This is a genomic window from Staphylococcus cornubiensis (assembly GCF_900183575.1).
GTDB lineage: Bacteria > Bacillota > Bacilli > Staphylococcales > Staphylococcaceae > Staphylococcus > Staphylococcus cornubiensis.
Genome location: NZ_FXUZ01000002.1, coordinates 95,778 through 119,295, shown reverse-complemented (window position 1 = coordinate 119,295; position 23,518 = coordinate 95,778). Strand labels below are relative to the sequence as shown.

20 protein-coding genes are annotated in these 23,518 nt (G+C 39.0%); 5 read left to right on the top strand and 15 right to left on the bottom strand.

Going from position 1 to position 23,518, the window contains the following annotated elements; translation table 11 throughout:
- Window positions 1–7: 7 nt before the first annotated feature.
- Window positions 8–241 (bottom strand): YozE family protein, encoded by a 234-nt coding sequence (locus CCE82_RS03580; RefSeq protein ID WP_240507160.1) that lies wholly within the window; start codon window positions 239–241, stop codon window positions 8–10.
- 204 nt (window positions 242–445) lie between these two features.
- Here CCE82_RS03580 and CCE82_RS03575 point away from each other — a divergent pair, with 204 nt between their 5' ends.
- Window positions 446–781, top strand: coding sequence for a DUF4889 domain-containing protein (locus CCE82_RS03575; RefSeq protein WP_086428061.1), 336 nt, complete (start codon window positions 446–448; stop codon window positions 779–781).
- 494 nt (window positions 782–1,275) lie between these two features.
- Here the strand turns inward: CCE82_RS03575 and CCE82_RS03570 are convergent, their stop codons facing one another.
- A complete protein-coding gene (locus CCE82_RS03570; RefSeq protein WP_086428060.1) occupies window positions 1,276–2,181 on the bottom strand; it encodes an EamA family transporter in 906 nt (301 codons plus the stop codon).
- A 166-nt stretch (window positions 2,182–2,347) separates the two neighbouring features.
- Window positions 2,348–3,421 carry a M42 family metallopeptidase gene (locus CCE82_RS03565; protein ID WP_086428059.1) on the bottom strand — a complete coding sequence of 358 codons (1,074 nt, stop codon included), beginning with the start codon at window positions 3,419–3,421 and terminating at the stop codon, window positions 2,348–2,350.
- Window positions 3,422–3,601: 180 nt separating this feature from the next.
- On the opposite strand from CCE82_RS03565, the gene CCE82_RS03560 reads away from it, so the two are divergent.
- A complete protein-coding gene (locus tag CCE82_RS03560; RefSeq protein WP_086428058.1) occupies window positions 3,602–4,555 on the top strand; it encodes a lactate/malate family dehydrogenase in 954 nt (317 codons plus the stop codon).
- 213 nt (window positions 4,556–4,768) lie between these two features.
- Here CCE82_RS03560 and CCE82_RS03555 read toward each other — a convergent pair whose 3' ends face one another.
- Window positions 4,769–5,125, bottom strand: a complete 357-nt coding sequence (locus CCE82_RS03555; protein WP_086428057.1) for a DUF3139 domain-containing protein — start codon at window positions 5,123–5,125, stop codon at window positions 4,769–4,771.
- A 182-nt stretch (window positions 5,126–5,307) separates the two neighbouring features.
- On the opposite strand from CCE82_RS03555, the gene CCE82_RS03550 reads away from it, so the two are divergent.
- Window positions 5,308–6,906: a M20/M25/M40 family metallo-hydrolase gene (locus tag CCE82_RS03550; protein WP_086428056.1), complete on the top strand. Its 1,599-nt coding sequence runs from the start codon at window positions 5,308–5,310 to the stop codon at window positions 6,904–6,906.
- 122 nt (window positions 6,907–7,028) lie between these two features.
- Here the strand turns inward: CCE82_RS03550 and CCE82_RS03545 are convergent, their stop codons facing one another.
- Window positions 7,029–8,207, bottom strand: coding sequence for a nitrate/nitrite transporter (locus tag CCE82_RS03545; RefSeq protein WP_086428055.1), 1,179 nt, complete (start codon window positions 8,205–8,207; stop codon window positions 7,029–7,031).
- Between the two features lie 314 nt (window positions 8,208–8,521).
- On the opposite strand from CCE82_RS03545, the gene CCE82_RS03540 reads away from it, so the two are divergent.
- Window positions 8,522–8,842, top strand: coding sequence for a hypothetical protein (locus CCE82_RS03540; protein ID WP_086428054.1), 321 nt, complete (start codon window positions 8,522–8,524; stop codon window positions 8,840–8,842).
- A 782-nt stretch (window positions 8,843–9,624) separates the two neighbouring features.
- Here the strand turns inward: CCE82_RS03540 and nreC are convergent.
- The 8 genes from nreC to CCE82_RS03500 all read right to left on the bottom strand — a co-directional run bounded on the left by nreC (window position 9,625) and on the right by CCE82_RS03500 (window position 21,023).
- Window positions 9,625–10,275 carry a nitrate respiration regulation response regulator NreC gene (nreC, locus tag CCE82_RS03535; protein WP_014613059.1) on the bottom strand — a complete coding sequence of 217 codons (651 nt, stop codon included), beginning with the start codon at window positions 10,273–10,275 and terminating at the stop codon, window positions 9,625–9,627.
- 12 nt (window positions 10,276–10,287) lie between these two features.
- Window positions 10,288–11,328 (bottom strand): sensor histidine kinase, encoded by a 1,041-nt coding sequence (locus CCE82_RS03530; protein ID WP_086428053.1) that lies wholly within the window; start codon window positions 11,326–11,328, stop codon window positions 10,288–10,290.
- Window positions 11,328–11,789 (bottom strand): nitrate respiration regulation accessory nitrate sensor NreA, encoded by a 462-nt coding sequence (gene nreA / locus CCE82_RS03525; RefSeq protein WP_086428052.1) that lies wholly within the window; start codon window positions 11,787–11,789, stop codon window positions 11,328–11,330. The genes CCE82_RS03530 and nreA overlap by 1 nt, the downstream gene beginning before the upstream one ends.
- A gap of 15 nt (window positions 11,790–11,804) precedes the next feature.
- Window positions 11,805–12,482: a respiratory nitrate reductase subunit gamma gene (narI, locus tag CCE82_RS03520; protein ID WP_086428051.1), complete on the bottom strand. Its 678-nt coding sequence runs from the start codon at window positions 12,480–12,482 to the stop codon at window positions 11,805–11,807.
- The gene (locus CCE82_RS03515; protein ID WP_086428050.1) at window positions 12,475–13,050 is read right to left on the bottom strand and encodes a nitrate reductase molybdenum cofactor assembly chaperone; all 576 of its coding nucleotides are present in this window, start codon (window positions 13,048–13,050) and stop codon (window positions 12,475–12,477) included. Before CCE82_RS03515 ends, narI begins: the two co-directional genes overlap by 8 nt.
- On the bottom strand, window positions 13,043–14,599 hold the full coding sequence (gene narH, locus CCE82_RS03510) for a nitrate reductase subunit beta (RefSeq protein ID WP_086428049.1): 1,557 nt from the start codon (window positions 14,597–14,599) through the stop codon (window positions 13,043–13,045). Before narH ends, CCE82_RS03515 begins: the two co-directional genes overlap by 8 nt.
- The gene (locus tag CCE82_RS03505; protein ID WP_086428048.1) at window positions 14,589–18,260 is read right to left on the bottom strand and encodes a nitrate reductase subunit alpha; all 3,672 of its coding nucleotides are present in this window, start codon (window positions 18,258–18,260) and stop codon (window positions 14,589–14,591) included. Before CCE82_RS03505 ends, narH begins: the two co-directional genes overlap by 11 nt.
- Window positions 18,261–18,683: 423 nt before the next feature.
- Window positions 18,684–21,023, bottom strand: coding sequence for a 5'-nucleotidase C-terminal domain-containing protein (locus CCE82_RS03500; protein ID WP_086428047.1), 2,340 nt, complete (start codon window positions 21,021–21,023; stop codon window positions 18,684–18,686).
- A gap of 834 nt (window positions 21,024–21,857) precedes the next feature.
- Here CCE82_RS03500 and CCE82_RS03490 point away from each other — a divergent pair.
- Window positions 21,858–22,133 (top strand): hypothetical protein, encoded by a 276-nt coding sequence (locus CCE82_RS03490; protein ID WP_086428045.1) that lies wholly within the window; start codon window positions 21,858–21,860, stop codon window positions 22,131–22,133.
- 131 nt (window positions 22,134–22,264) lie between these two features.
- Here the strand turns inward: CCE82_RS03490 and cobA are convergent, their stop codons facing one another.
- Both cobA and nirD read right to left on the bottom strand, forming a co-directional pair.
- The gene (cobA, locus tag CCE82_RS03485; protein WP_086428044.1) at window positions 22,265–23,212 is read right to left on the bottom strand and encodes a uroporphyrinogen-III C-methyltransferase; all 948 of its coding nucleotides are present in this window, start codon (window positions 23,210–23,212) and stop codon (window positions 22,265–22,267) included.
- The gene (nirD, locus tag CCE82_RS03480) at window positions 23,200–23,514 is read right to left on the bottom strand and encodes a nitrite reductase small subunit NirD (protein WP_019166531.1); all 315 of its coding nucleotides are present in this window, start codon (window positions 23,512–23,514) and stop codon (window positions 23,200–23,202) included. Before nirD ends, cobA begins: the two co-directional genes overlap by 13 nt.
- Between the last annotated feature and the right edge of the window lie 4 nt (window positions 23,515–23,518).

Sequence of the window (23,518 nt, the reverse complement as noted above, 5' to 3'; positions counted from 1 at the left end):
CAGTTCTTTAGCTTTTATAACTCACATACAATTGAATGGCACGTTTCACCGATTCAAGCAATTTATTATCTACTGTGGCAAGGCTGTGGAAGTATGTCAATATTTCATCTGGATGTATCAGCTCTTTAGGATAATTGACATCACTTTTAATGAAGCGTGCTAACTTTCCTAAAGGGGTTCGATCTCCTAGAAAATCCAGCATAAAATCATAAAAGCGCATCACGTCACCTCTATTTTTCAACGCTCCCTTCATCATAGCATTAGCTTACTCATTTTTAAAATATATTTGTTTTAAAATCTAATACTATTAATAATCTAAATAAATAGACTTAATGCAAAAATACACTTTCCAAATTTTACTTCCAGAAAACATTCTCATTCGATACAATAAGAAGTGACTTGAAATGGAGTCAAAACTAAAAATTTCATTAAAGGAGACACGTCAATGAAAGAAAAACAAACGATTGGTATCGTATTGATAGTAGCCATGTTAGTGATTACAGTAGGTGTTATCGTCGCAATGATGCTTTCAGGACAAAAAGAAACCTACTACGGTTATATGAAAAATGATACGACTGCTGAAAAGGTAGTGAGCGAGTCTGAGAAAACTGTGGAGGAAAATGTGAAGATTCCGACTGATGATGATTTCAGACCTGCGAAAGGTGATTTTGTGAAGCTTGTTGCGAAAAAAGATGAGCCGAATGAATATATTAAGAAAGAGATTGTGACGCATGATGATGTGCCGCATGGATTAATGATGAAAATTCATGACATGCATTAGTTTGTTGACTTTAAATGATTTTAAGCATTTCTAATTCATTTCGTTAAAATTCGTAAGTGACCTATCTTACAGATTACATAACGATGCTTCATATATTATTGTATTCGCCTTATTGATTGCACTTTGGGTCTCGCGTTCCGAGGCGCCTCACCTCAACTAACCAACGCTTGATTGAACTACTACATTGGTGGAAGCGTTGGTGGATTTTCGGTTTCGGCTCTATGCCTCAGGAGTCTCGACCTAAGTGCTATTCAATAAGGCTTTTTTATATTGAGATGCATCGTTAATGTAATCTTTTGTTTTTTCTTCTCCCTTGAATGAAGTGGGATGCATTAGAAATCTACATCATCTTCTTTCAACTTACAAAAGCATTTCTTCTGGATCCTCATTTATACCTACCATTATCATGAGCACAACAATTGTTTTGAATAAAGTGCTGTTTAAGATACAGCTAATCTCTCATGCAAATTTAAAAAGTTACGCAGTGATAAGCGTTATTTATTTTTGACGACGGATATGACGACGACCATTAAGATGATGCATACGACACCGACAAGTTGCCATATTCCGAATGTAATGTGCAACCATACGACTGATGTTAATAGTGCTGTTAACGGTTCGAGTGTGCCCAATAATCCCGATTCATGTGGATGCAAATAACGTAAGCTATCAATGTAAAACCAAAACGCGAGCATCGTTCCAAAAATAATCGCAAACCAAAAATAGAGATGTGTTTCTATTGTCCAAGTTGAAAAGTCCACTTGCCATGGCGGATGAAAGAAACTTAATGCGACGCCCCCAATGAACATCGCCCATCCCACCACAGTGAGGGAACTCCAGCGCGCTAATAATTTCACTGGAAAAATCGTGTAAAATGCGAGTGCAATGGCTGACAATAATCCCCATACAATTGTCATTCGTGGAACTTGTAGATTTTGAACGTCACCGTTAGTCAATAATAAAAACGTACCTGTTAATGCAAGTAATACTGCAATGATTTCTTTCGTACCTATTTTTGTAACTTTCTTAAACACAAGATAAAAAATGATAAAAATGAGTCCAAGGTATTGTAGTAATGTTGCTACTGCCGCATTACCATAGCTGATTGTTACCATAAAAGTATATTGAACGGCGAGCATGCCGAGTAATCCGTAAATTAAAATTTGCGTTATGGATTGTTTATCACGCCAAATATGAAAAACTTTCGGCCCTTGTGTCATGAAGGCAATGCCAATGAGTAATACGCCTGAAATCATCAATCGAACGGCTACAAACCATGTCACATCGACATTTGCATGTTGGAAGAGCCATTGTGAGACTGTTCCACCTACACCCCAAAATGACGCCCCTATAATGACTAATAAATAACCTAACCATCGCTTTTGATGTTGTTGTGTCATGGAAAGCCTCCTCTCCTATGTATATATTTTTGTCTAATCTATCATGACTGACGCACTGAGACAATACCTTTTTGTTTCCTACAATAGATTTTTATTACCTCATATAAAAAAGCAGAACATCACTGTATACCGTCGTGTGATGTTCCACTTTATTATTTTAAATGTTTTACCAAATGATGTCGTCTACAACGTCATCATTTAATGCACGAATGATTTCAGTCACTAATTTAACGACTGCTTGATAATCTTTTTGGCTAATAATCGACACATTTGAATGCATATAACGTAATGGTAGCGACAATGCGATAGAAGGAATACCGTCTAAGGCAGTATGGAAGCTTCCGGCATCTGTACCACCACCTGGAATGGAATCCCACTGCAAGTCGATGCCATTTGCTTTAGCCACTTTTTTTACGTGACGAATTAAGCCGACATGTCCAATATTTGTAGCGTCTAAATTTAATACGATAGGACCTTGCCCTACTTTCGTGTCTCCATTACTTTCTAATCCAGGTGTATCATATGCAACACCGACATCTACAGCAATCGCTAAATCGGGTTTCACTTTATGCGCGGCAACTTTTGCACCACGTAGACCGACTTCTTCTTGTACATTGGCACCCGCGACTAAATTAATGTCAATATCTTCGTCTTTAAGCTCGTCCATCACATCTACTGCAACGGCACAACCAAAGCGATTATCAAATGCTTTCGCGGTCATATAATCTTCATTCAATAATGTCTCAAATTCTGAATATGGTGTAATCATATTGCCAATTTCGATTCCTGCCGCTTCGACTTCAGCTTTATCTTTTGCGCCGACATCGATAAACATATTTTTCATATCCACTGGGCGCTTACGTTCTTCAGGTGTTAACACATGTGGTGGCTTGGAACCGATAATACCACGAATTTCACGACCTTCATCTGTTGTAATGGTCACTTTTTGTGATAACATCACTTGATTCCACCAACTTCCGACTTGTGTAAAACGAATAAAGCCGTTGTCATCTATTTTTGTAATCATAAATCCAATTTCATCAAGATGACCCGCAATCATAATCGTACGTTGACCTGTTTTTGAGTACTTTTTACCGAAAACGCCACCTAAATTATCATAAATCATTTCGTCACTATTCGGTTCTAATAGGTCATTCATCACCTTTTTAACATTGTATTCATGTCCAGCAATCCCGTTAAGATCTGTTAATTGTTGGAGTAATGCTTTTGTCTCTTTCATAATTCATTGTCCCCCTTCAAATGATGTTGTTTTATTTATCATACCAAAAATTCATAATAATGTGACGATTAATGAACCCATTACTCATTGCAACTGTCATTTTGAAAGGTTTATACTAACATTATCACTATTCATTTTTGTATCTTTCAGACGACTATTTCACAACAAGGGGGATTTAAAATGACAAATAAAGTTGCATTAATTGGACTAGGACGCGTGGGCAGCCAGATTTTAACAGATATTCAATATACAGGATTGTTCCAAGAAATTATTTTAATTGATACGGATATTGACCAAATGGAAGGTGAAGCGCTAGATCACCAGCATTTTCAATGTTTAAGCGGGACACACCATACGAAAATTAAAGCGGGAAATTATGATATGTTAGCAGATGTAGATTTAATTATTATTTCTGCAAGTATTCCTTCAAATGCAGATATGGCGGATCGTACAAAACTGACTGCGCGTAATACGGAAATCATTCAAGACATCATGTCGCAAATTACGGCAGTGACGACATCACCGCATATTATGATGATTTCGAATCCGGTTGATACGATGACTTATATTGCTGAAACACAATACAACTATCCACATCAAAAAATTATGGGTACCGGAACGATGTTGGAATCGTCACGTTTTCGCACATTAATTGCTGATCATTACGGTATTGATCCAAAAAGTGTCGAAGCGTTTGTGATTGGGGAACATGGTAAAACGACTGTCCCAGTATGGAGCCGCGTCCGTATCGCGGGGATGTCATTAGAGGAGTATGAACAATTGAGTGGCGCGACACCGATTTCTAAACAGGCAATTCGTGATCAAATCGATAAAGTGTCATTTGATGTGATGCGTAAAAAAGGTTGGACGAACTCAGCCATTTCACGTGTTGCGATTGATTTAGCTGAAGCCATTTTTTATGATGAAAACCGCATTTTAACGGTTTCAACTGTACATCAAAATGTATACGATTATAAAAATGTGGCCTTCAGTTTGCCGACACGTGTGAATCTTGAAGGTCATCACGAAGTCTTTCCTATTCAGCTAGATGAGGAAGAAAAAGCAGCACTCGACCAATCCGTTGACTACATTCAAAAAGCAATAGAAACAGCAAAGTCTGTGGAAAAACAATAGCATCTTTTTTATGTCCAATTCATCCTCATTTTTGACTGTTTTATCTTCATTTATCGATATAAGTCCATAAAAAGATAGGGACTGGGAAACTCTCAATTGTGTCCCAGTCCCTCATCTTAACTATAAGTGAAAATCAAAAATTTATGTTCCATCCTCATATCCTGACTCATAAAAACGTTCATTAATTTAATTTTCAAGCTCAATAGTGAGTGGTTATTTCAACTTATAATTCTCATCAAAGAAACTATATTTTGCTTTTTTATCGTGCTTTTTCGTTTCTGTATTAAAGCCTTGTAAGAAAAAGCCACGTTTCATATGAATAGGTTGTGCGATGTATGTATTTTTTTCATCGCCTTTTAACGTTAACTCTTTATAAAAAATCCCTTTTCTCGGGTCATACTCATCTTTTTCTTCAATGACTTTTTCTTTCAAATGGTTCTCAGTTAAATATTGATCAATCATCTTTAAATTTTGGCTTTTTTGATACCCTTTAAACGCAAAAAACGCACCGGCAACGATAATAAATAAAATGATGAGTGACAAAATAATACCGATTATTTTTTTTAACATGTCATATGCCCCCACTTTTGTACAATCTTATTTTACTATCTTATCATAAATCAGTTTGGGACATCTAAGAGAACTTTCGTCGTCACATAAACGTCATAATCTCATACTGTTGCATTGGCAAATTTTATGAAAACCTTTACAATGAGAGGTATGCTGGAGACGGTACACAAAGGGGAGATCATATGAAACCACAATGGCAAACAGCAGCAGGGAGAGCAAAACTCTTAAAACAACTCGTGGCACATAGTAGTGTGACGCATTCAGAAGGTGAACAGTCCTTTCCTTATTTAGTAAAAGAAAAACTGTTGTCCTTAGATTATTTCAAGTCACATCCTGAACAGATTCATCTCGTTCCAACTCAAGAGGGTCGACATGCAGTAGTCGCTTTATATCAAGGTGCCACATCTCAAAAAGCCATTACTTGTATCAGTCATTTTGATACAGTCGGCATAGAAGATTTTGGTTTGTTCCAATCTGAAGCGTTTGATATGGACGCACTCACTGCAACTTTTAAAGCACATCTCAATGATTTTGATGACGAAGTACAAGAAGATATCCAGTCAGGTCAATATTTATTTGGTCGTGGCAGTATGGATATGAAACCCGGTTTAATGTTACATATGTCTTTGATTGAAAAAGCAATATTAGAAGCATGGGATATTAATTTAATTTTGATGACAGTGCCAGACGAAGAAGTCACTTCTAAAGGGATGCATGCCGCAGTGGCGTACTTAGACACATTATGCCAACAACATCATCTCGAAATTGCTTTACATTTAAATAGTGAGCCCACATTCCAACAACAAGGCAATGACATCCATTATTTTTATAGTGGTTCGATTGGTAAAATTATGCCAGGCGTGTTCGTGAATGGTCGTGAAACTCATGTGGGTACACCAGCACTTGGCCTAAGTTCGAACTTTGTGATGAGTCATATTCTCCAAGAAATTGAATATAGCCATCAATTTCAAGAAACATTTGAAGGAGAAGTGACACCTTTTCCCGTGACGTTAAAGTTAAATGACATTAAGCAACATTACGATGTCCAAACACCTTTTCGAACAGTGGCTTTATTTAACCTTTTTTTATTCAAACATAATGCAAATGACGTATTCAAACAGTTTAATGAAGCTGTAAAAGAAGGGATGGATAAAGCGTGGCATGCCTACAAAGAGCGGATGACAACTGAAGACGTTGCACCACTTCCTCAACTTCAACTGATGTCTTATCAAGAATTGTATCAATATGCGTGTAAACATCACGGTGAGCATGTAGTACAAGGCATTGTTGATCGGGTTATACAAAACGAGCAAGAACCTCATCAACAGTCCATTATGATTATTGATGAACTGATACGTCTTTGTAAATCACTCAGCCCAACTGTGATTACCTTCTATGCACCACCTTATTATCCTGCAACGAATGCATCGTTTCATCCATTAGTTGAAGCGATAAATGACACAATTACCAACACAGCAAAACAACAATTCAATCGTGTGTCAAAACGCATTCACTATTTTAACGGGATTAGCGATTTAAGTTACGTTGCGCCATCTCCAAATGGTTCAGGGTTTGATGCATTTCGAGATCATACCCCTGTATTTGGCCAAACGTATCATATTCCTTTCGAAGCGATCGAACGCATTCAAGCTCCCTTTCTCAATTGCGGCCCTATCGGCAAAGATGCGCATAAAGTGACTGAGCGTCTACATCAACAAAGCGCTTTCGAAGAGTTACCTGTCATGTTAGAAACAATGATTAAAACACACTTTTTAAAATAGGCCTGTAGCGGTTTTGAAACTCTGCATAAAGGTATTAAAATAGGACGGGGAAGTATTTTGCCTCCCTGTCCTATTCTTATTCGTATGAATGCCATCATTCAGTCATATTTAACTGTATTTCATTATGAAACAGTCGCTTTATGTCCTGTTGCTTTTTCACGTTTTGATAAGTTAAACATTGTGACAAGTGCAATTAAACCGAATACACATAACAAGATGAATGCGAAATGACTCGTACCCGTTATAGATGTCACAGCTGAAATGACAAGGGGTGGGAAGAATCCGCCTAGTCCCCCCATCATGGAAACAATACCATTGGCTACACCCGCTTCTTTTGTGAAATAGTGTGGTACTAATTTGAACACGAGCCCGTTACCAATACCCGCACAAACACTCACTGTTAAACAGCCGATTGTAAATAACGAAATTTGGCTTGAAACACCTAAAACAAAAGCACCTGCAATCATAATAGAGAAGAAAATCTTCAACATCGTTACCGCGTTAAACTTATCCCCTAAAATCCCCCCAAGAGGTCTTAAACATGTCGCTAATGCGATAAATACACCCGTACGAATCCCTGCATCGACTTTATCAATACCGAAATTTTGTACAAGGAAGTTCGGTAAAAATAAACCGAATGCTACGAAGGAACCAAATGTAATAAAATACCATAAACTTAAGTAATACAGTTTATAATTTTTCATTAAAATACGTGTCTGTTCTACAAGTGGCACTTTCACTTTAGGCTCTTTATTATCACCTAAAAAGAACATAATGATTGCAAATACAGCCATTACAATTAAATAACTACGCACTGTATTTTGCCAACCGATAATCCCTGCAATTGGTGGTGCTAAAAATGAAGATACTGCTGTCCCTAAGTTACCCATGCCGTAAATACCATTTGCAAGACCGACTTTATCTTTTGAAAAATACTTCGGCAGTGCTGTTACACCTACCGAGAAAATCGCGCCCCCTACACCAAGGAAAAATCCCGCAAACATTAATGCCCCTGGAGATCCCGCTTGACTTAGTAAAAATATCGGTACGAGTAAAATAATAAAACTCGTAAAAAATACCCATTTCGCGCCGACAATGTTTGTTAAATAACCAAATGGCACACGAAGAACTGACCCTAGAATAACTGGAATGGCCAAAATAATTGAGAGTTGACCGCTTGAAATTTTAATATCTTGTGAAATAAATGGAATTAATGGGGCAATGATACTCCACGCCATAAACCCTGCAACGAGACTGAGTGTTTGGAGTGCGAGTTGTACGCCACCTTTCGATTGATTCATTTCTCATTCACCTTTCTTTACTAGATGCATCAGGCTGAACGTCATTTTCTGTTCAATATGAGATGCCTCATTAGATTTCAACATTAGTTTAACGGTATTGTGAATTTTATAACATAAGGATTTACCCTATTCTTGCATAGCATATCCCCTAACAATCGAAAGTGACAGTGCCTTCTTGCCATATTAATTGAAACTTTATGTATCAATCCTCGTAACCGGAATAATCTATCATGAATCTTCTTACAAACTTTTATTTGATTTTTAAACATTTTATTTTATAATAATTGAAACATCGAAAAACGAGGTATTTCAAATTGATAAACTACCAATCCTATTCTGATGAACAACAAATATTTATAATCAATATCGGGGCATTAGACCACTATCGAATACGCAAAAAAGTGATTAAAGTCATCGAAAAATTAACAAAGCCCTTTTTACCTCAACACCATAGTTATACATTTGTCGATATCGATAACATCACGGTATTGTTAATCAAATCAGAAACACAATTCATCCCCGATCTCATTAGAGGCTTGTGCAAAAAAGGATTAGCGATATATGAAGTGAAATTACTTGAAGAACAACACAAGTTATTTGAATTGCTTTCTAAACATCTTATGAACGACAAATAAATATAAAGCCTATGACCTCTATTAAATTAAGAAGCGTCATAGCTTTTTTATTGTTTTCTTCCCTCTAGTTAATCCTCTAAAGTTGCGTTCAAGTACCTTTTGGAAATCAATTTCTGTGCATTCTAGTAATGCCATTTAAGCTACAACGCTTCTTTTTGCCACTTCTAACATGCGTTCTATCCCATCTATTTAACCAATATATCGCTCTAATTCATCAAATATTAGTTCATCCACCATCTATGCGACCTCTCACTAAAAAAGATAAGTTGCGTGAAGTAATAGCACGAGAAGAAATGTATGGATTGTTCAAATGACATATTTCAAATCAAAAAGTTGAGGATGGCACAAAATGTCATGTATCATCCTCAACTCGAAATATTTAAAATTATCATCTGCACACCTGGGCGAGACTCTTGAGGGATAAAATAAATATCTAAATAGGATTTCTGCTGTTTAATAGTGGCTACTGTTTAACGCAGTAGCTGTCTGACTTCTCAATGCTGATGCTTTTGAGAAGTCTAGTCAGCCTTGCGGGGGCAGTACGACGAAATCTTTGTACCACATGAGATTTCTGTACTGCTCCCAAAATCCAATTCGGCTTCCTCCCAGTGTACCTTTAATCAAGCCGAATTTAGTTGTAGGGGCAGCCCCTAAGAACGCGAGCCCAAGGCAGCAAACACTGTCACATACGCCTGTAACAGAAAATGTTTTTTAAATACAACTGAGAATGTTCCAAGCCATCCATGTTCCCCAACTTTTAAAACGACCATTCTATAAAAACACTAAAAATCCAACAACTTCTTCTTCAACGCATACTCCACTAACTCCGGCTTCGACTTCAAATTCAACTTATCCATAATTCGCGTTTTATGCGCCTCAACCGTTTTCACCGATACAAACAACTTTTCAGCAATATCCTTATTCCCATAACCTTTCGCAATCAACGGTAAAATTTCCAACTCTCGTTTCGACAACACTTTAAACGGATCATTCGAATACTCTCCGTCATTGGATGAATGCACAAACTCTTTCACCAAAGAAGTCGTCATTTTCGGGTCGATATACGTCTCACCTTGATACACCGTCCGAATTGCTAACAACAATTGTTCATCTGGCGCATTCTTCAAAATGTAACCACTCGCGCCACTTCTCAATACGTGAAATAAATATTCTTCATCATCATACATCGTTAATATCAAAATTTTAGTATTTGGAAAACTATCTAAAATTTTACTCGTCGCAATTAAACCTGATTCTCCAGGAGGCATGCTTAAATCCATAATCAACACATCTGGCGCATGCTCCATCACTTTTTGATACGCTTCAACACCATCTGCCGCTGTACCAACAACTTCCATATCCTCTTGAAAGTTCAAAATCATCGAAAAACCTGTGCGTACAACAGCGTGATCATCAGCTATAACGATTCTCATGCTTCATTCCCCTCACTTTTGACTAATTGGTACATCGAGTGATACAATCGTGCCCTTTCCTTTTTGTGTTTCAATATTGAGATGACCATTGACCAGTTCCGCACGTTCATACATGCCATAAAGCCCTAATCCCGTTCCTTTAGGTGAATCACTTGGTTCAAATCCTCTCCCTTGATCTGAAACTTCTGCATAAAGGTAGTTGTCATCTTTTCGAATAATCACATCGACATCATCGACACCTGCGTACTTCATCGCATTAAACACAGCCTCTTGTACGACACGGTATACGACGGTTTCAATTTCCGCATCAAATCGCTCCGAATCAATATCGAAATGATAATTAATCGCTAAACCATAGTTGTTTTCCATCTGCTTGAAATACGTTTTAAATGCGGCATCTAATCCCAAATCATCTAATGAAGCTGGGCGCAGTTCTGATGATAAATTCCGCAAATCATCAATCAATTTCGTCATTAAGCCTTCAATATTTTTAGCGTTCGATAAGAGCACATCCATATCGTTTTGATATTTCAGTAAACGCATTTCTACATTAACATTAATCAGTTCTTGAACGACCCCGTCATGTAATTCACGAGAAATACGCTTACGTTCATTTTCTTGTGCTGCAATCGTTTTTTGTATCATATTACGTTGATAAAGCTTTTCTTGTCGTTGCAGTTGCGCTGTGACATTTTGTAGCGTAAATGCTTTAATTTGTCGTTCTTCATCAATCGTTTGATACGTCGCTGTAAAGGGTTCGACTTTATTATCTGTCGTTTTCATAAAGACTTGAAATGTCGTATCACCAATTTCCGAAGACTGAAGAAAGCAATTTTGACACGTTCGTAATGCATGTTCATTCGTATAACCTTCACAGCGACCACATATCGTCGTCGAAATACCGCTCATATCATTATCCGGTGAAATGACACGTTTCGCCGCTTCATTCATATCAATCACTTGGCCTTGTGCATCAATAAAAATAATCATTTCTGTCGTTTGATGATAATACGCTTGTAAAAAATTTAATAACTCGGTCTGTTGTTGTGGCATTATTGCATCACCTTGTCTTCACTCGTCAAACTACCAATACCTTTAATGGATGAAATATCTTGCGCAATACGTGGTAATGGTTTTTGGTCACGTTGTCCAAGTAAAAGGACACCTTTCACACGATGATTGTGCCAAAGTGGAATCGCAATCAAAGCCGTCAATTGCTCGCTCATCAAAATAGGATAATTAAACAATGAACTTTGAATTTTATCGCTCGCTGTATTTGCAATAATCATCGGCTTCCCTGTTTTCATCACATTCCCTGCGATACCATGCCCGTTACGTAATACGATGCGTCGATATCTTTCATTCAAGTTGCCTGACACGTAACGCCATTTGATCTTCGTCCCTGCATGATCTTCTGATGGCAAAGCAATACCGGCAAAGTCAAACTGGTATTCATGACGCAATCTATCTATTTCATCTTGATAATCATGTTGCGAAAAATCAATCTGGTTCACGGTCATCACCCTCCATTAAATTTTATGTTTGCGATAAATAATATAGCTACGACTTGCATAAGTCACTGGCACACTCCACACGTGAACGAGACGTGTAAACGGCCAACAAGCCATAATGGTAAAACCTAATAGCACATGTAATTGAAATACAAGTGGTACATCTGTCATCAAACTCGCATCTGGACTTAAAGTAAACAACGCTCTAAACCAAATCGAAATGGTTTGACGGTAATCAAACTCTGGTGTTGTCGCATTCGTCACTAACGTGGCATAACAGCCGACAAACACGATGAGTAATAATAAAAAGTTCACAAAAATATCTGAAGCCGAACTTAAACGACGGACATTTTGTTTGGTAATACGACGTGCAGTCAACAAGAACATGCCGATTAACGTTATTATACCAAAAACGCTACCAATATACACAGCACCGATATGATAGATATGGTTATTCACGCCAACCGCTTCTAACCAATGTGCTGGAATGAGTAATCCAACGACATGTCCGAAAAACACAGGAATGACACCAAGATGAAACAGTAAGCTGCCCCACTTTAATTGCTTCTTTTCAATAAATTCACTCGATTTTGCAGTCCATGAAAATTGGTCATAACGATAACGTGCGATATGCCCGATGACAAAAACCGCAAGACAAAGATACGGAAAGATTACCCACAAAAATTGATTAAACATGTTGTGTCACCTCTTTATCTTGTACGATGCAACGTTTGAATGTTTCACGAAGGCCACGGATTAAATGTGCATACGGATTATTTTCAGCTTCTAAATGTTGCATCATCGCATACGTCCCATCTTCAATAATCATAATGACAAGTTGCACATTTTCTTGTGCACGTGTATCCCCATCGAAACGTGCCGCATATAGGAATTCCAACATTAATGGCAAGTAATCCGACAACTCTGATGCTGGCATTTCAAGACCGAACATTTCATAGAGGACTTTTAATTTCGCCAACATTTGACCGCGTTCCTTTTGTGTGTCCAGTTGATTGTATGTCATGTACAAAGTCGCTTTTTCATTAAAATCAAACGTATCTGTATATAAAGCTTGAATTTCTGACAAACTCTTTTCATACATTGCCTCTCGATATGCCACGACATGCGGAAAAGCCGGATGCGTCTCATCAAACACTTCTTCAAATGTTTTAGGGTGAAAAGTCAATTTTTCAGGAAAGCTCAACTGCTGACTCATATAACCGAATGTGTCTTTATACGTATTCAACATGTGTAGATCAATCACGGAAAATCCCTCCATAGAAACGCTCATTGTACATTTCTTGACCTGTCTTTCCACCTGTACCGACTGGCACGCCACAACCGTCACAGTTCGCACCAAAATGTTCACCGCCATAGCCTTGACTCCCTTGTGCTGTGTACGTATCCATGTATTGCTCTTTATGCGATGTCGGAATGACAAAACGATCTTCATGTTTGGCAATCGCAAGTAAACGATACATATCTTTTGCTTGTCGTTCAGTTAAACCGACACGTTCAAGACGTGACATATCAAATTCTCGGCCTGTATTTTGTGCCCGCATGTAACTTCTCATCATCGCCATACGTTGAAGTGAGCCTTTCACTGCTACAGTATCTCCAGCTGTAAAGAGTTCTGCTAAATATTGGATTGGTAAGCGCATCTCTTCAATTGCTGGGAATATCGCATCTGGGTTGTTCCCTGCATTTTGACCTTCAAAGTAGTTCATAATCGGACTTAATGGTGGACAGTACCAAACCATTGGCATCGTACGATATTCTGGGTGTAATGGGAACGCTAATTTATACTCAATCGCTAATTTATAAATCGGTGAATTTTGTGCTGCTTCAATCCACTCTTGAGAAATACCATCCTTTTCTGCTTGTTCAATCACCGCTTCATCATAAGGATTTAAAAACAAATCGAGTTGCTTTTCGTACAAGTCTTGTTCGTTTTCAGCTGATGCCGCTTCTTGTACACGGTCGGCATCATAAAGCAACACACCTAAATAACGCATACGGCCTGTACACGTCTCTGAACATACAGTCGGAATCCCTGCTTCAACACGAGGAAAACAGAACGTACATTTTTCCGCTTTATTCGTTTTCCAGTTGAAGTATACCTTTTTGTAAGGACAACCTGTCATACAGTAACGCCAACCACGGCATGCTTCTTGGTCTACGAGAACGATACCATCTTCGTCACGTTTATACATCGCACCTGATGGACATGAGGCCACACAGCTTGGATTTAAACAGTGTTCACATAGACGTGGCAAATACATCATAAATGTTTGGTCAAAGTTGAATTTAATCTCTTCTTCAATTTTTTGAATGTTAGGATCTTGCGGGCCAGTAACATGACCGCCCGCTAAGTCGTCTTCCCAGTTTGGACCCCAATCCAAATCCATACGTTGCCCTGTCATCACTGAATGGGCTTTCGCTACAGGTGTATGTTGACTTGGTTTCGCTTTTGTCAGATGTTCATAGTTGTATGTCCAAGGCTCATAATAATCTTGAATGACTGGCATATCAGGGTTGTAGAAAATTTTACCTAACGCAATTTTGTTCAAACGTGTCCCTGATTTCAGTTCTAACTTCCCTTTTTTATTTAACACCCATCCGCCTTTATATGTTTCTTGGTCTTCCCAACGTTTTGGATAACCGATACCTGGCTTCGTTTCGACGTTATTGAACCACATATATTCAGCGCCTGGTCGATTGGTCCAAGTACTTTTACACGTCACACTACATGTATGACAGCCGATACATTTATCTAAATTCAATACCATTGCGACTTGTGCTTTAATCTTCAAGCCAATCCACCTCTTTCATCTTTCTTACAGCGACATAGACATCACGCTGATTCCCAATCGGTCCATAGTAATTAAACGAATAACTGATTTGTGCATAACCGCCCATGAGTTGTGTCGGTTTTAAATGAATTCGCGTCGGCGCATTATGAGAGCCGCCACGTGTTCCGGAAATGTCTGATCCAGGTGTTTCAATATGTTTATCTTGTGCGTGATACATAAACATTGTTCCTCGTGGCATACGATGTGACACAACAGCACGCGCTGTCACGACACCATTACGGTTGTACACTTCTAACCAATCATTATCTTGAATATCGTGTGCTGCTGCGTCTTCATTCGAAATCCACACTGTCGGTCCACCACGGAATAACGTCAACATATGTTGGTTATCTTGATATGTCGAGTGAATATTCCATTTTCCGTGTGGTGTTAAATAACGTAAGACGAGTGCATCTACGCCACCTTTCACCGGCTTATCTTTTGTACCGAAGACCATTGGTGGTAATGTCGGTTTGTAAACTGGAAGTGCTTCACCAAATTGTTGGAACACTTCATGATCGATATAGAAGCTTTGGCGCCCTGTTAACGTTCTAAATGGCACTAAACGCTCAATGTTAGTTGTGAATGGTGAATAGCGACGACCTTGTTTGTTCGAACCTGGGAACACTGCTGTCGGAATCACTTCACGCGGTTGTGATGTAATATTCAAGAATGATATTTTTTCCGACGCACGTTCAGAAGAAATGTCTTTCAACGGCATACCCGTTTGTGCTTCCAAATCTTCATATGATTTTTGTGATACACGGCCGTTTGTAGCAGAAGAGACGTTCAAAATAACATCTGCCACTTTACGTGCTGTATCGATGCGCGGTTTATTATTTTTCACCGTATCATCTTCCCAAGTACCGACCATACTGCGCAATTCGTCATATTGATCTTTAACAGAGAAACTGACACCGTGCGCGCCCACTTTGCCATTTTCGAGCAATGGGCCGACTGAGATGAACTTGTCATACACATCTGTATACGTACGATCCACAACTGCAAATGCTGGCATTGTTTTTCCTGGTACAGCTTCCACTTCACCTTTTGTCCAGTCTTTCACTTCACCATATGCAAGTGAAATTTCTTGTTTAGAATCATGCGCAAGTGGTGCAGTCACTACGTCTTTATATGTGCCTGTTAAGTGGACACGTGCCATCTCTGAGAATGTACGGCTTAACGTTTTGAAAATATCCCAGTCTGAGCGTGATTCCCATAATGGATCAATCGCTGGGTTGAACGGATGAATGAATGGATGCATATCCGTTGATGAGATATCATGTTTTTCATACCACGTTGCTGCTGGTAATACGATATCCGAATAAAGTGGTGTCGCTGTCATACGGAAATCTAAAGACACGAGTAAGTCGAGTTTACCGACTGTATCTTCACCCCACTCAATTTCAGATGGCTTATCTGTTTCATTCGGTTCAGCCATGAGTGCCGATTTGGTACCAAGTAAATGTTTCATGAAATACTCTTGCCCTTTAGCAGAACTTGAGATTAAATTCGAACGCCATACGAAAAGTGACTTCGGATGGTTTTTGCGTAAGTCAGGATTTTCAACTGCAAAACGTGTACGACGTGATTTCACATCATCGACAGCACGTTTTAAAATCGCTTCATTCGTAAATTCACCTGCATCACGCGCTTCTTCTCCCCAAAGTAAACTGTTGCGGTCAAATTGTGGATATGATGGCAACCAACCATTACGTGCAGCTAAAACATTGTAGTCTGCTGGATGTTGCAATTTAATATTTTCAGCTAATGGAGACGCTAATCGGTCCACACCAGACTCTTCATATTTCCATTGATCTGTCGCAAAATAAAACCAACTTGTTCCGTTTTGTAAACGCGGCGGGCCTTGCCAATCTTTCGCAAAGGCAATCGTACTCCAACCTTCAATTGGTCGACATTTTTCTTGACCTACATAGTGTGCCCAACCGCCACCGTTCACACCTTGACAGCCACATAAAATGACTAAGTTTAAAATAGAACGATAGATTGTATCTGAGTTGAACCAGTGATTGATGCCCGCTCCCATAATAATCATTGAGCGACCACCTGTATCAATCGCATTTTGCGCAAATTCCATCGCGACTTGCGTTACAGTGTTCGCTTTCACACCTGTAATTTTTTCTTGCCATGCCGGTGTATAGAATGACGTCGCATCATCAAAACCTTTAGCTTCTAATTCATGATTGAAACGTTTCACACCGTATTGGCTCGCCATCAAGTCATATACCGTTGTTACATACGTTGTCTCACCAGTTGGTAATGTCACACGACGCGCAGGAATGACACGTTTGAAGACACCATTGCCATCATTATCAAAGTATGGAAATTGCATCGTTACAAGTTCATAGTCACCGTCAATGACAGTCATCGCTGGATCGATCTTTTCGCCCGCTTCATTTTCTAATTTCAAATTCCACTGCTTGCCTTCTTCCCAACGTTGTCCCATCGTTCCATTTGGCACTTGTAAAGCATCCGTTAAACGGTCAATAATCATTGGTTTCCATTCACTATTTTCAGACGTTTGCCCTAAATCACTTGAACGTAAGAAACGACCTGCTTTAAAACCATTGTCATCTTGGTCGAGACGCAAGATAAATGGCATATCTGAATATTGTTTCGCATAGTTGATGAACATTTCAGACGGCTCATCTTCATAAAACTTTTGTAAAATGACGTGTGTCATCGCTTGTGCTATCGCTGCGTCTGTACCTGGATTTGGTGCCAACCAATTGTCCGCAAACTTCACATTTTCAGCATAATCCGGTGCAACAGACACGACTTTTGCCCCTTTATAGCGCACTTCTGTCATAAAGTGTGCGTCTGGCGTACGTGTCAGTGGGACGTTCGATCCCCACATCATAATATAAGACGAATTGTACCAGTCACTGGATTCCGGTACGTCTGTTTGTTCACCCCAAATTTGTGGCGATGCGGGTGGCAAATCTGCATACCAATCATAGAAACTCAACATTTCCCCACCAAGTAACGAAATAAAACGCGCCCCCGCAGCATAACTGATCATCGACATCGCTGGAATTGGCGTGAAACCAGCAATACGGTCTGGACCATCTTTTTTAATGGTGTAAATCAATTGCGCTGAAATAAGTTGTGACACATCTTTCCAATTCGTCCGGACATGCCCCCCTTTACCACGTGCAGACTTATAAATTTTCGCTTTTTCTTCATCTTCTACAATGGATGCCCATGCTTTAATCGGATCTTGATGTTCTTCTAATGCTGCCGTCCATAAATCCCAAAGTTTACCTCTAACATAAGGATATTTAATACGTAACGGACTATATTCATACCAAGAAAACGACGCCCCACGCGGACAGCCACGCGGTTCAAACTCCGGCATATCCGGCCCACAACTCGGATAGTCGATTTGTTGATTCTCCCAAGTAATCACACCATTTTTCACAAATACTTTCCATGAGCATGACCCTGTACAGTTAACGCCATGCGTCGTACGTACCACTTTGTCATGACTCCATCGCTCACGATACATCTTTTCCCATTCACGGCTTTTATGTTCTAACACTGACCAATTGCCATTAAATTTTTCAGTCGGTTTAAAAAATTGCATTCCAAATTTAGCCATAGATATCCTCCTTTTTCGCATAGCACGCCCTATCACCCTGATTGTACATTTATTCACAAATTGAAGATATTAGGGAAATACCTAATTCACCAGTGGGAATCCCTAGTGTTTGTTGTGTGCGTTTGAGTTGAGGTATAAGTTTTTTAAATTACAAAACCTATAAGCACCCATCACATTTTTATAGATAGCTTTAAAGCCTTCCAAAAATGATTTTTCTACACGATTGTCATAATGCAAGGAAACTGGTATGCTATTTTTAAATAGGAGAAGTCTAGCCATAAGTAGACATTGAAAAATGAGAGAGTCCATGCTAAAAGTTGGAATTGAAAAAATGGAGAGGTCTTGCCAAAAGTAGACATTGAAAAAAACACCAAACAACGGAAAATCCTCGTTGCTTGGTGTTTTATGTTGTGCCGTTTTATTTTATGCACGGTGTTTTTGACGTCTCACGATGACTAAGCCTGCACCTAACATGAATAAGCCGCCCACGATTGGTGCTTGTTCTGTCGTACCAGTGTTTGGTAACTGTTGTGCGTCATTTTTCGTCGCATGATGACCTAATGCTGAACCATTTTGTGTCATCGCAACATTCGCTTGACCCGTCATTCCTGTCGCATTAGTAGATGTCATGCGCACGACTGGTGCCATAGATTGGGCAGTGCCACGATGTTCAGACGCTACGTTCATAGCTGTTTGTTGTGACTGTCCATCTGCTGCTGGCACTTTTGTCATCGGTACGTCTTCTGTTGGTTTGGATTGTGGGAATGGAATCACGTTATCCCCTTTTGATGACGGTGGTGTTGTCTTTGGTGTTTCACTGTTTTGAGCTGGTTTACCGTTAATGATACGTTGTGGTTCTGTTGTCGCATATTGTGATAAATCAGCTGTTTTCAAATATTTCGCAAAGACTTGTTCCAGTGAAATCCCTTCTTCACGTGGTCCTCCAAACATGTCAAAACCGTCTCCACCTGATGCTGTAAAGTCGTTCATCGCCACTGCATATGTACGACTCATATCTAAATCTTCAAATTGACCTGTTTGCTTGTTTAGCACTCGAATCGCGTTAATCCGTTCGCCAGGTGCTTTGTTCATATCGAAATAAACTTGAATCGATTTGGACACTTGTAACAATCCACCATTTGCAGATAATTGTGTTTGACCGTCTTTTGTCATTGTTGGTGCACTTAAACTATGTTCAAATGCTTGCCACACATCGCTACCTTTGACTGAAATTTGCGCGATCGTATTGCCAAATGGTAAAACCGTAATCACATCATTTAACGTCACTTTACCTTTCGCAATCGACGCACGGATGCCCCCACTGTTGGTCACCGCAAAATCAGATGGACGGCTGAAACCTTTTTGACCATACGCTTCCATTGCATCGGCAATCGCATTCCCTAAGTTCGTTTCATGCGTTCTTACATCGTCACGTTCACCTTGGAAATCAATAGTGTTATTCGGAATAATCACTTCTGACGTTGCTTTAAGAAAGGCTTCGTTCGCTTTGTCGACTTGTGCCTTTACAGCAGCATCTGGTTGCAAATCTGCTAAACTTTTGACATTTAATAAGCTTGCCTCTGCATTCGAAAACTGATGACCAGACTGTTCAAACGTCAATTTACCGACATTCGCGAGTGCTGTACCTGTTTGCGCCAATACGTCTTGATCAAATTTTTGTCCGTGTTCAATCACTGTATGCGAATGCCCATCAATCACAAAAATCGGATGATGATACTGTTTGTTTTGACTGAGTTGACGAGTTAAATAGTCCCCACGCCATTGTTCTTTAGTTGTCGGGTCAATCCCTAGATGAGATAACACAACAAACACATCGACTTGTCCATTTAAGCGGTCCATTTCACGCGTAACACTTGTTAAAGGATCCGCAAACGTCACACCGACAATCCCTGTTGGACTTGTCTTCGTTTGTGTTTCTGGTGTCGTCACCCCGATAACACCATAACGAACACCATTTTTTCGAATCACGACTGAAGGCTTAAATGCCAATTTCCCATCTTTGTAGACATTGGAGCTGACAATCGGAAAGTTGAGCATCCCTTCCAATTTTTTCAATTGATCATAGCCAAAATCGAATTCATGGTTTCCTGCTGTCATGGCATCATAACCGACTGCATTCATCGCTTTCGCCATTTCTTCCCCTTTAGATTGGTTAGATAATGGTAAGCCTTGAAATGCATCGCCCGCATCGACAAGTAAATCTGGATTTTGTTGTTCCTTTAACGTCTTCAACTTCGCCATACCCAGTACACGGTCTTTTTCTTCTACCATGCGACCGTGAATATCGTTCGTATGTAAAATCGTATGTGTTGATTTAGCCGTTTCTTTGCGCGCGCCGGCAGTTGATGTCCCTAGTGGTTGTGCTTCTTTAGTCGACAATCTTAGCATCATTGGCACATCGTTTTCCGTCTGAGCCACATTTTCTGTAGTCATAGGTGCATTCGATTGTGCTGTGTCATCTTCAGTCGTAGCTGCTATTCCAGTAAGTGTCCCTTCCTGTTTCACAGCTGCCTCACTTTCTGATGGCTTTTGTGCTGTTTCTTCTGTTGTTGCTTGTTGTTGTGATGTCGTATCCGGTTGACTTGCTTGGGTTGTAGTCGTTTCAGCATTTGCTGCCACTTTGGTTTCCGGTGTGGCTTGTTGTGATGTTTGTTCTGCATAACTCGAAACGTTATTGAACACCAACATAGCCATGATAAACATCATCAACAGCATGATACTTTTGAGCCCTGTCCCTTTCATATAAAACCTCCTTATTGTGATTACAACTTTATCCTAGCATAAAGCGCTTTCCAATTGTTTAAAATTTTTGTTAATTTGCTGATAAATATAGAAATGCTTTTACTTGTATTAAAAGTGAGGCTGACGATACATTTATTGAACAAAATAAAAAGCAATACCACTTTATTCAGTAGCGTTGCTCATGGTTATCAGGTCTTGAACAGGGCTCTTAGGATAAGATATAAGTTTCAAACCAATTTTTTATTTTAGTTACCCTAGTATATGCCCTTTATAATGACGAGAATAAGTATTTCAAATCAATAATCATCATAATAAGACTTATAAACATAAATTAATTATAAAAATCCATTAAATTCTTGCTTTTTTTACAATGTAATAGTAATTTAAAATTGTAGTTTGTTAAAATACGCTATTATAAATAATTATTATTTTTATATTTATTTATTAATTTAAGGTATTAATAGTGGTTAAAACAACAAAACTATGCTTTTTGATTATGTAGATTTAGTTGTCCAATTCTTTAAAAAGGATACTTAAAAATATAAACAGTAAAAAAGCAGGTGAAAAAATGAAATTATTAGTATATTGTCTGAATACATTAAACTATATCTCTTTATTATTATTAATTATTTTGAATATTAATCATTTACAGCAAATAGGCCTAGATATTTGTAGATATTTTCTCTTTTCTAGCATCTTTATATTAATCACATCTCTCGTTATATATTTAATAAAAAAGAATGAAGTACTTTTGATTAGTGTATTTATGAACATTTTTAATATAGTTATTATATTCCCTATATTGCTAATATTACTATTTTAAGGAGTATCCATATGAAAAAATATTTATTGTTTATATTGATTTGTTTTTGTGTATCTGGAATTATTTTTAGTATTCACGCTAATGCTCATGGAATTTCAAAAAAAGACAATACCCAAATCTTTACAACAGAAGAAAAGCGACAACTTGAAGAAGACAGAAAGGAAGCCCATTTTTATGATTCTTTTTTAAATCAAGACAGCAAGGGAAATTTAATTGTAGATAAAATCAAAATGAATAACAATAATTTGAATAGACATCAAAAGGAAAATATAATTGAAAATGTCTAGCTTAGCAGGATAAGCTAAACTAGACATCGGTTTTTGATATTTAAGTGTAAACTGCAGGGGTTCATGTTCACCCCTAAGAACGCGAGTTCAAAGGACGCAATCAGCTAAATGCTCAATGCTTCTCCCTTTATCTAAGTTAAAGAAATCTCACGTGTAAACGTCATCTCATCTATCCAACGCGCGATCGTCTCCGCTTGTGTCGGATGCAAATCGCTCCACCCACGATCATCAATCAAAACCGCATGTCCGGCTTCTGCCCATTCATACGCCACTTCAATCGCTTGATGCCGCTCACCTTTCACCAATACCGTCTCAACATCACCACTTGGATTCAATACCGCTTCATCCAAGTCTCTCACCACTTGTCCTACAATGGTAATACCCGGTCCCATACGCTCAGGCAATACCGCCATGCGTTCCACAATCGTCGACACTGTTCCACTGACGACATGTTGATCCGAACGTGTCGCATTAAAAATAATCGCAACTGGAAAATCAATGCCAATTTGTTGTTGAATCGCTTGCATCAGTTCTGGTAATCGCTTAATGCCCATATAGATAGCGAGAGTACCGTCATTAGCGAGTGTTGTCAGATCAATATCATTTTCTTCGTTATTTTTAAAATGCCCTGTCGTAAAGGTAATATGCGTTGAAACACCGCGTTCTGTTAATCCACGACCCAACTGACTCATGGCTGCACTCGCGGCTGTCACACCTGGTACAATTTCAAATGGAATTCGGTGTTCGCGCAACGTATCGACCTCTTCTGTCACACGTCCAAAAATCGCTGGGTCACCCCCTTTTAATCGAACGACCACTTGTGCCGTTTGCGCTTTTTCAACGAGCAATGTATTAATGCGTTCTTGCTTCGTTGTACGTGTGTAAGGCGTTTTGCCGACATGAATCCACTCTGCATCCGGACGTGATAATTGCAGTAAAAAAGGGTTCACGAGCTGATCATACAAAATGACATCCGCTTTCTCGATACAACGCTCTGCCTTTTTCGTCAACAAACATGGATTGCCTGGACCTGCACCGACTAAGTACACCTTTGTCGGTGCTTCCGCTAAGGCAGACATATATAAATATCTCCATCCACCACTTCAACAGGATACGTCGCGACACAACCTTCATCGGGTTCTTGTACTTCTCCTGTATTCAAATCAATCTTTTGATCGTGGAGTGGACAAAATACATAGTGCTCACTCACTGTGCCCTCTGATAAAGGACCTTGTTGATGTGGACATACGTTATGAATCGCTTTAATGTCGCCATCTTCTGTTAAAAATAATGCGATAGGCGTCTCACCGACATAGACTTTTTTACCAATTAATGGTTCTAAATCTGTTAACTTCGCCACTTTTACTTTTTGTTGTAACATCGCC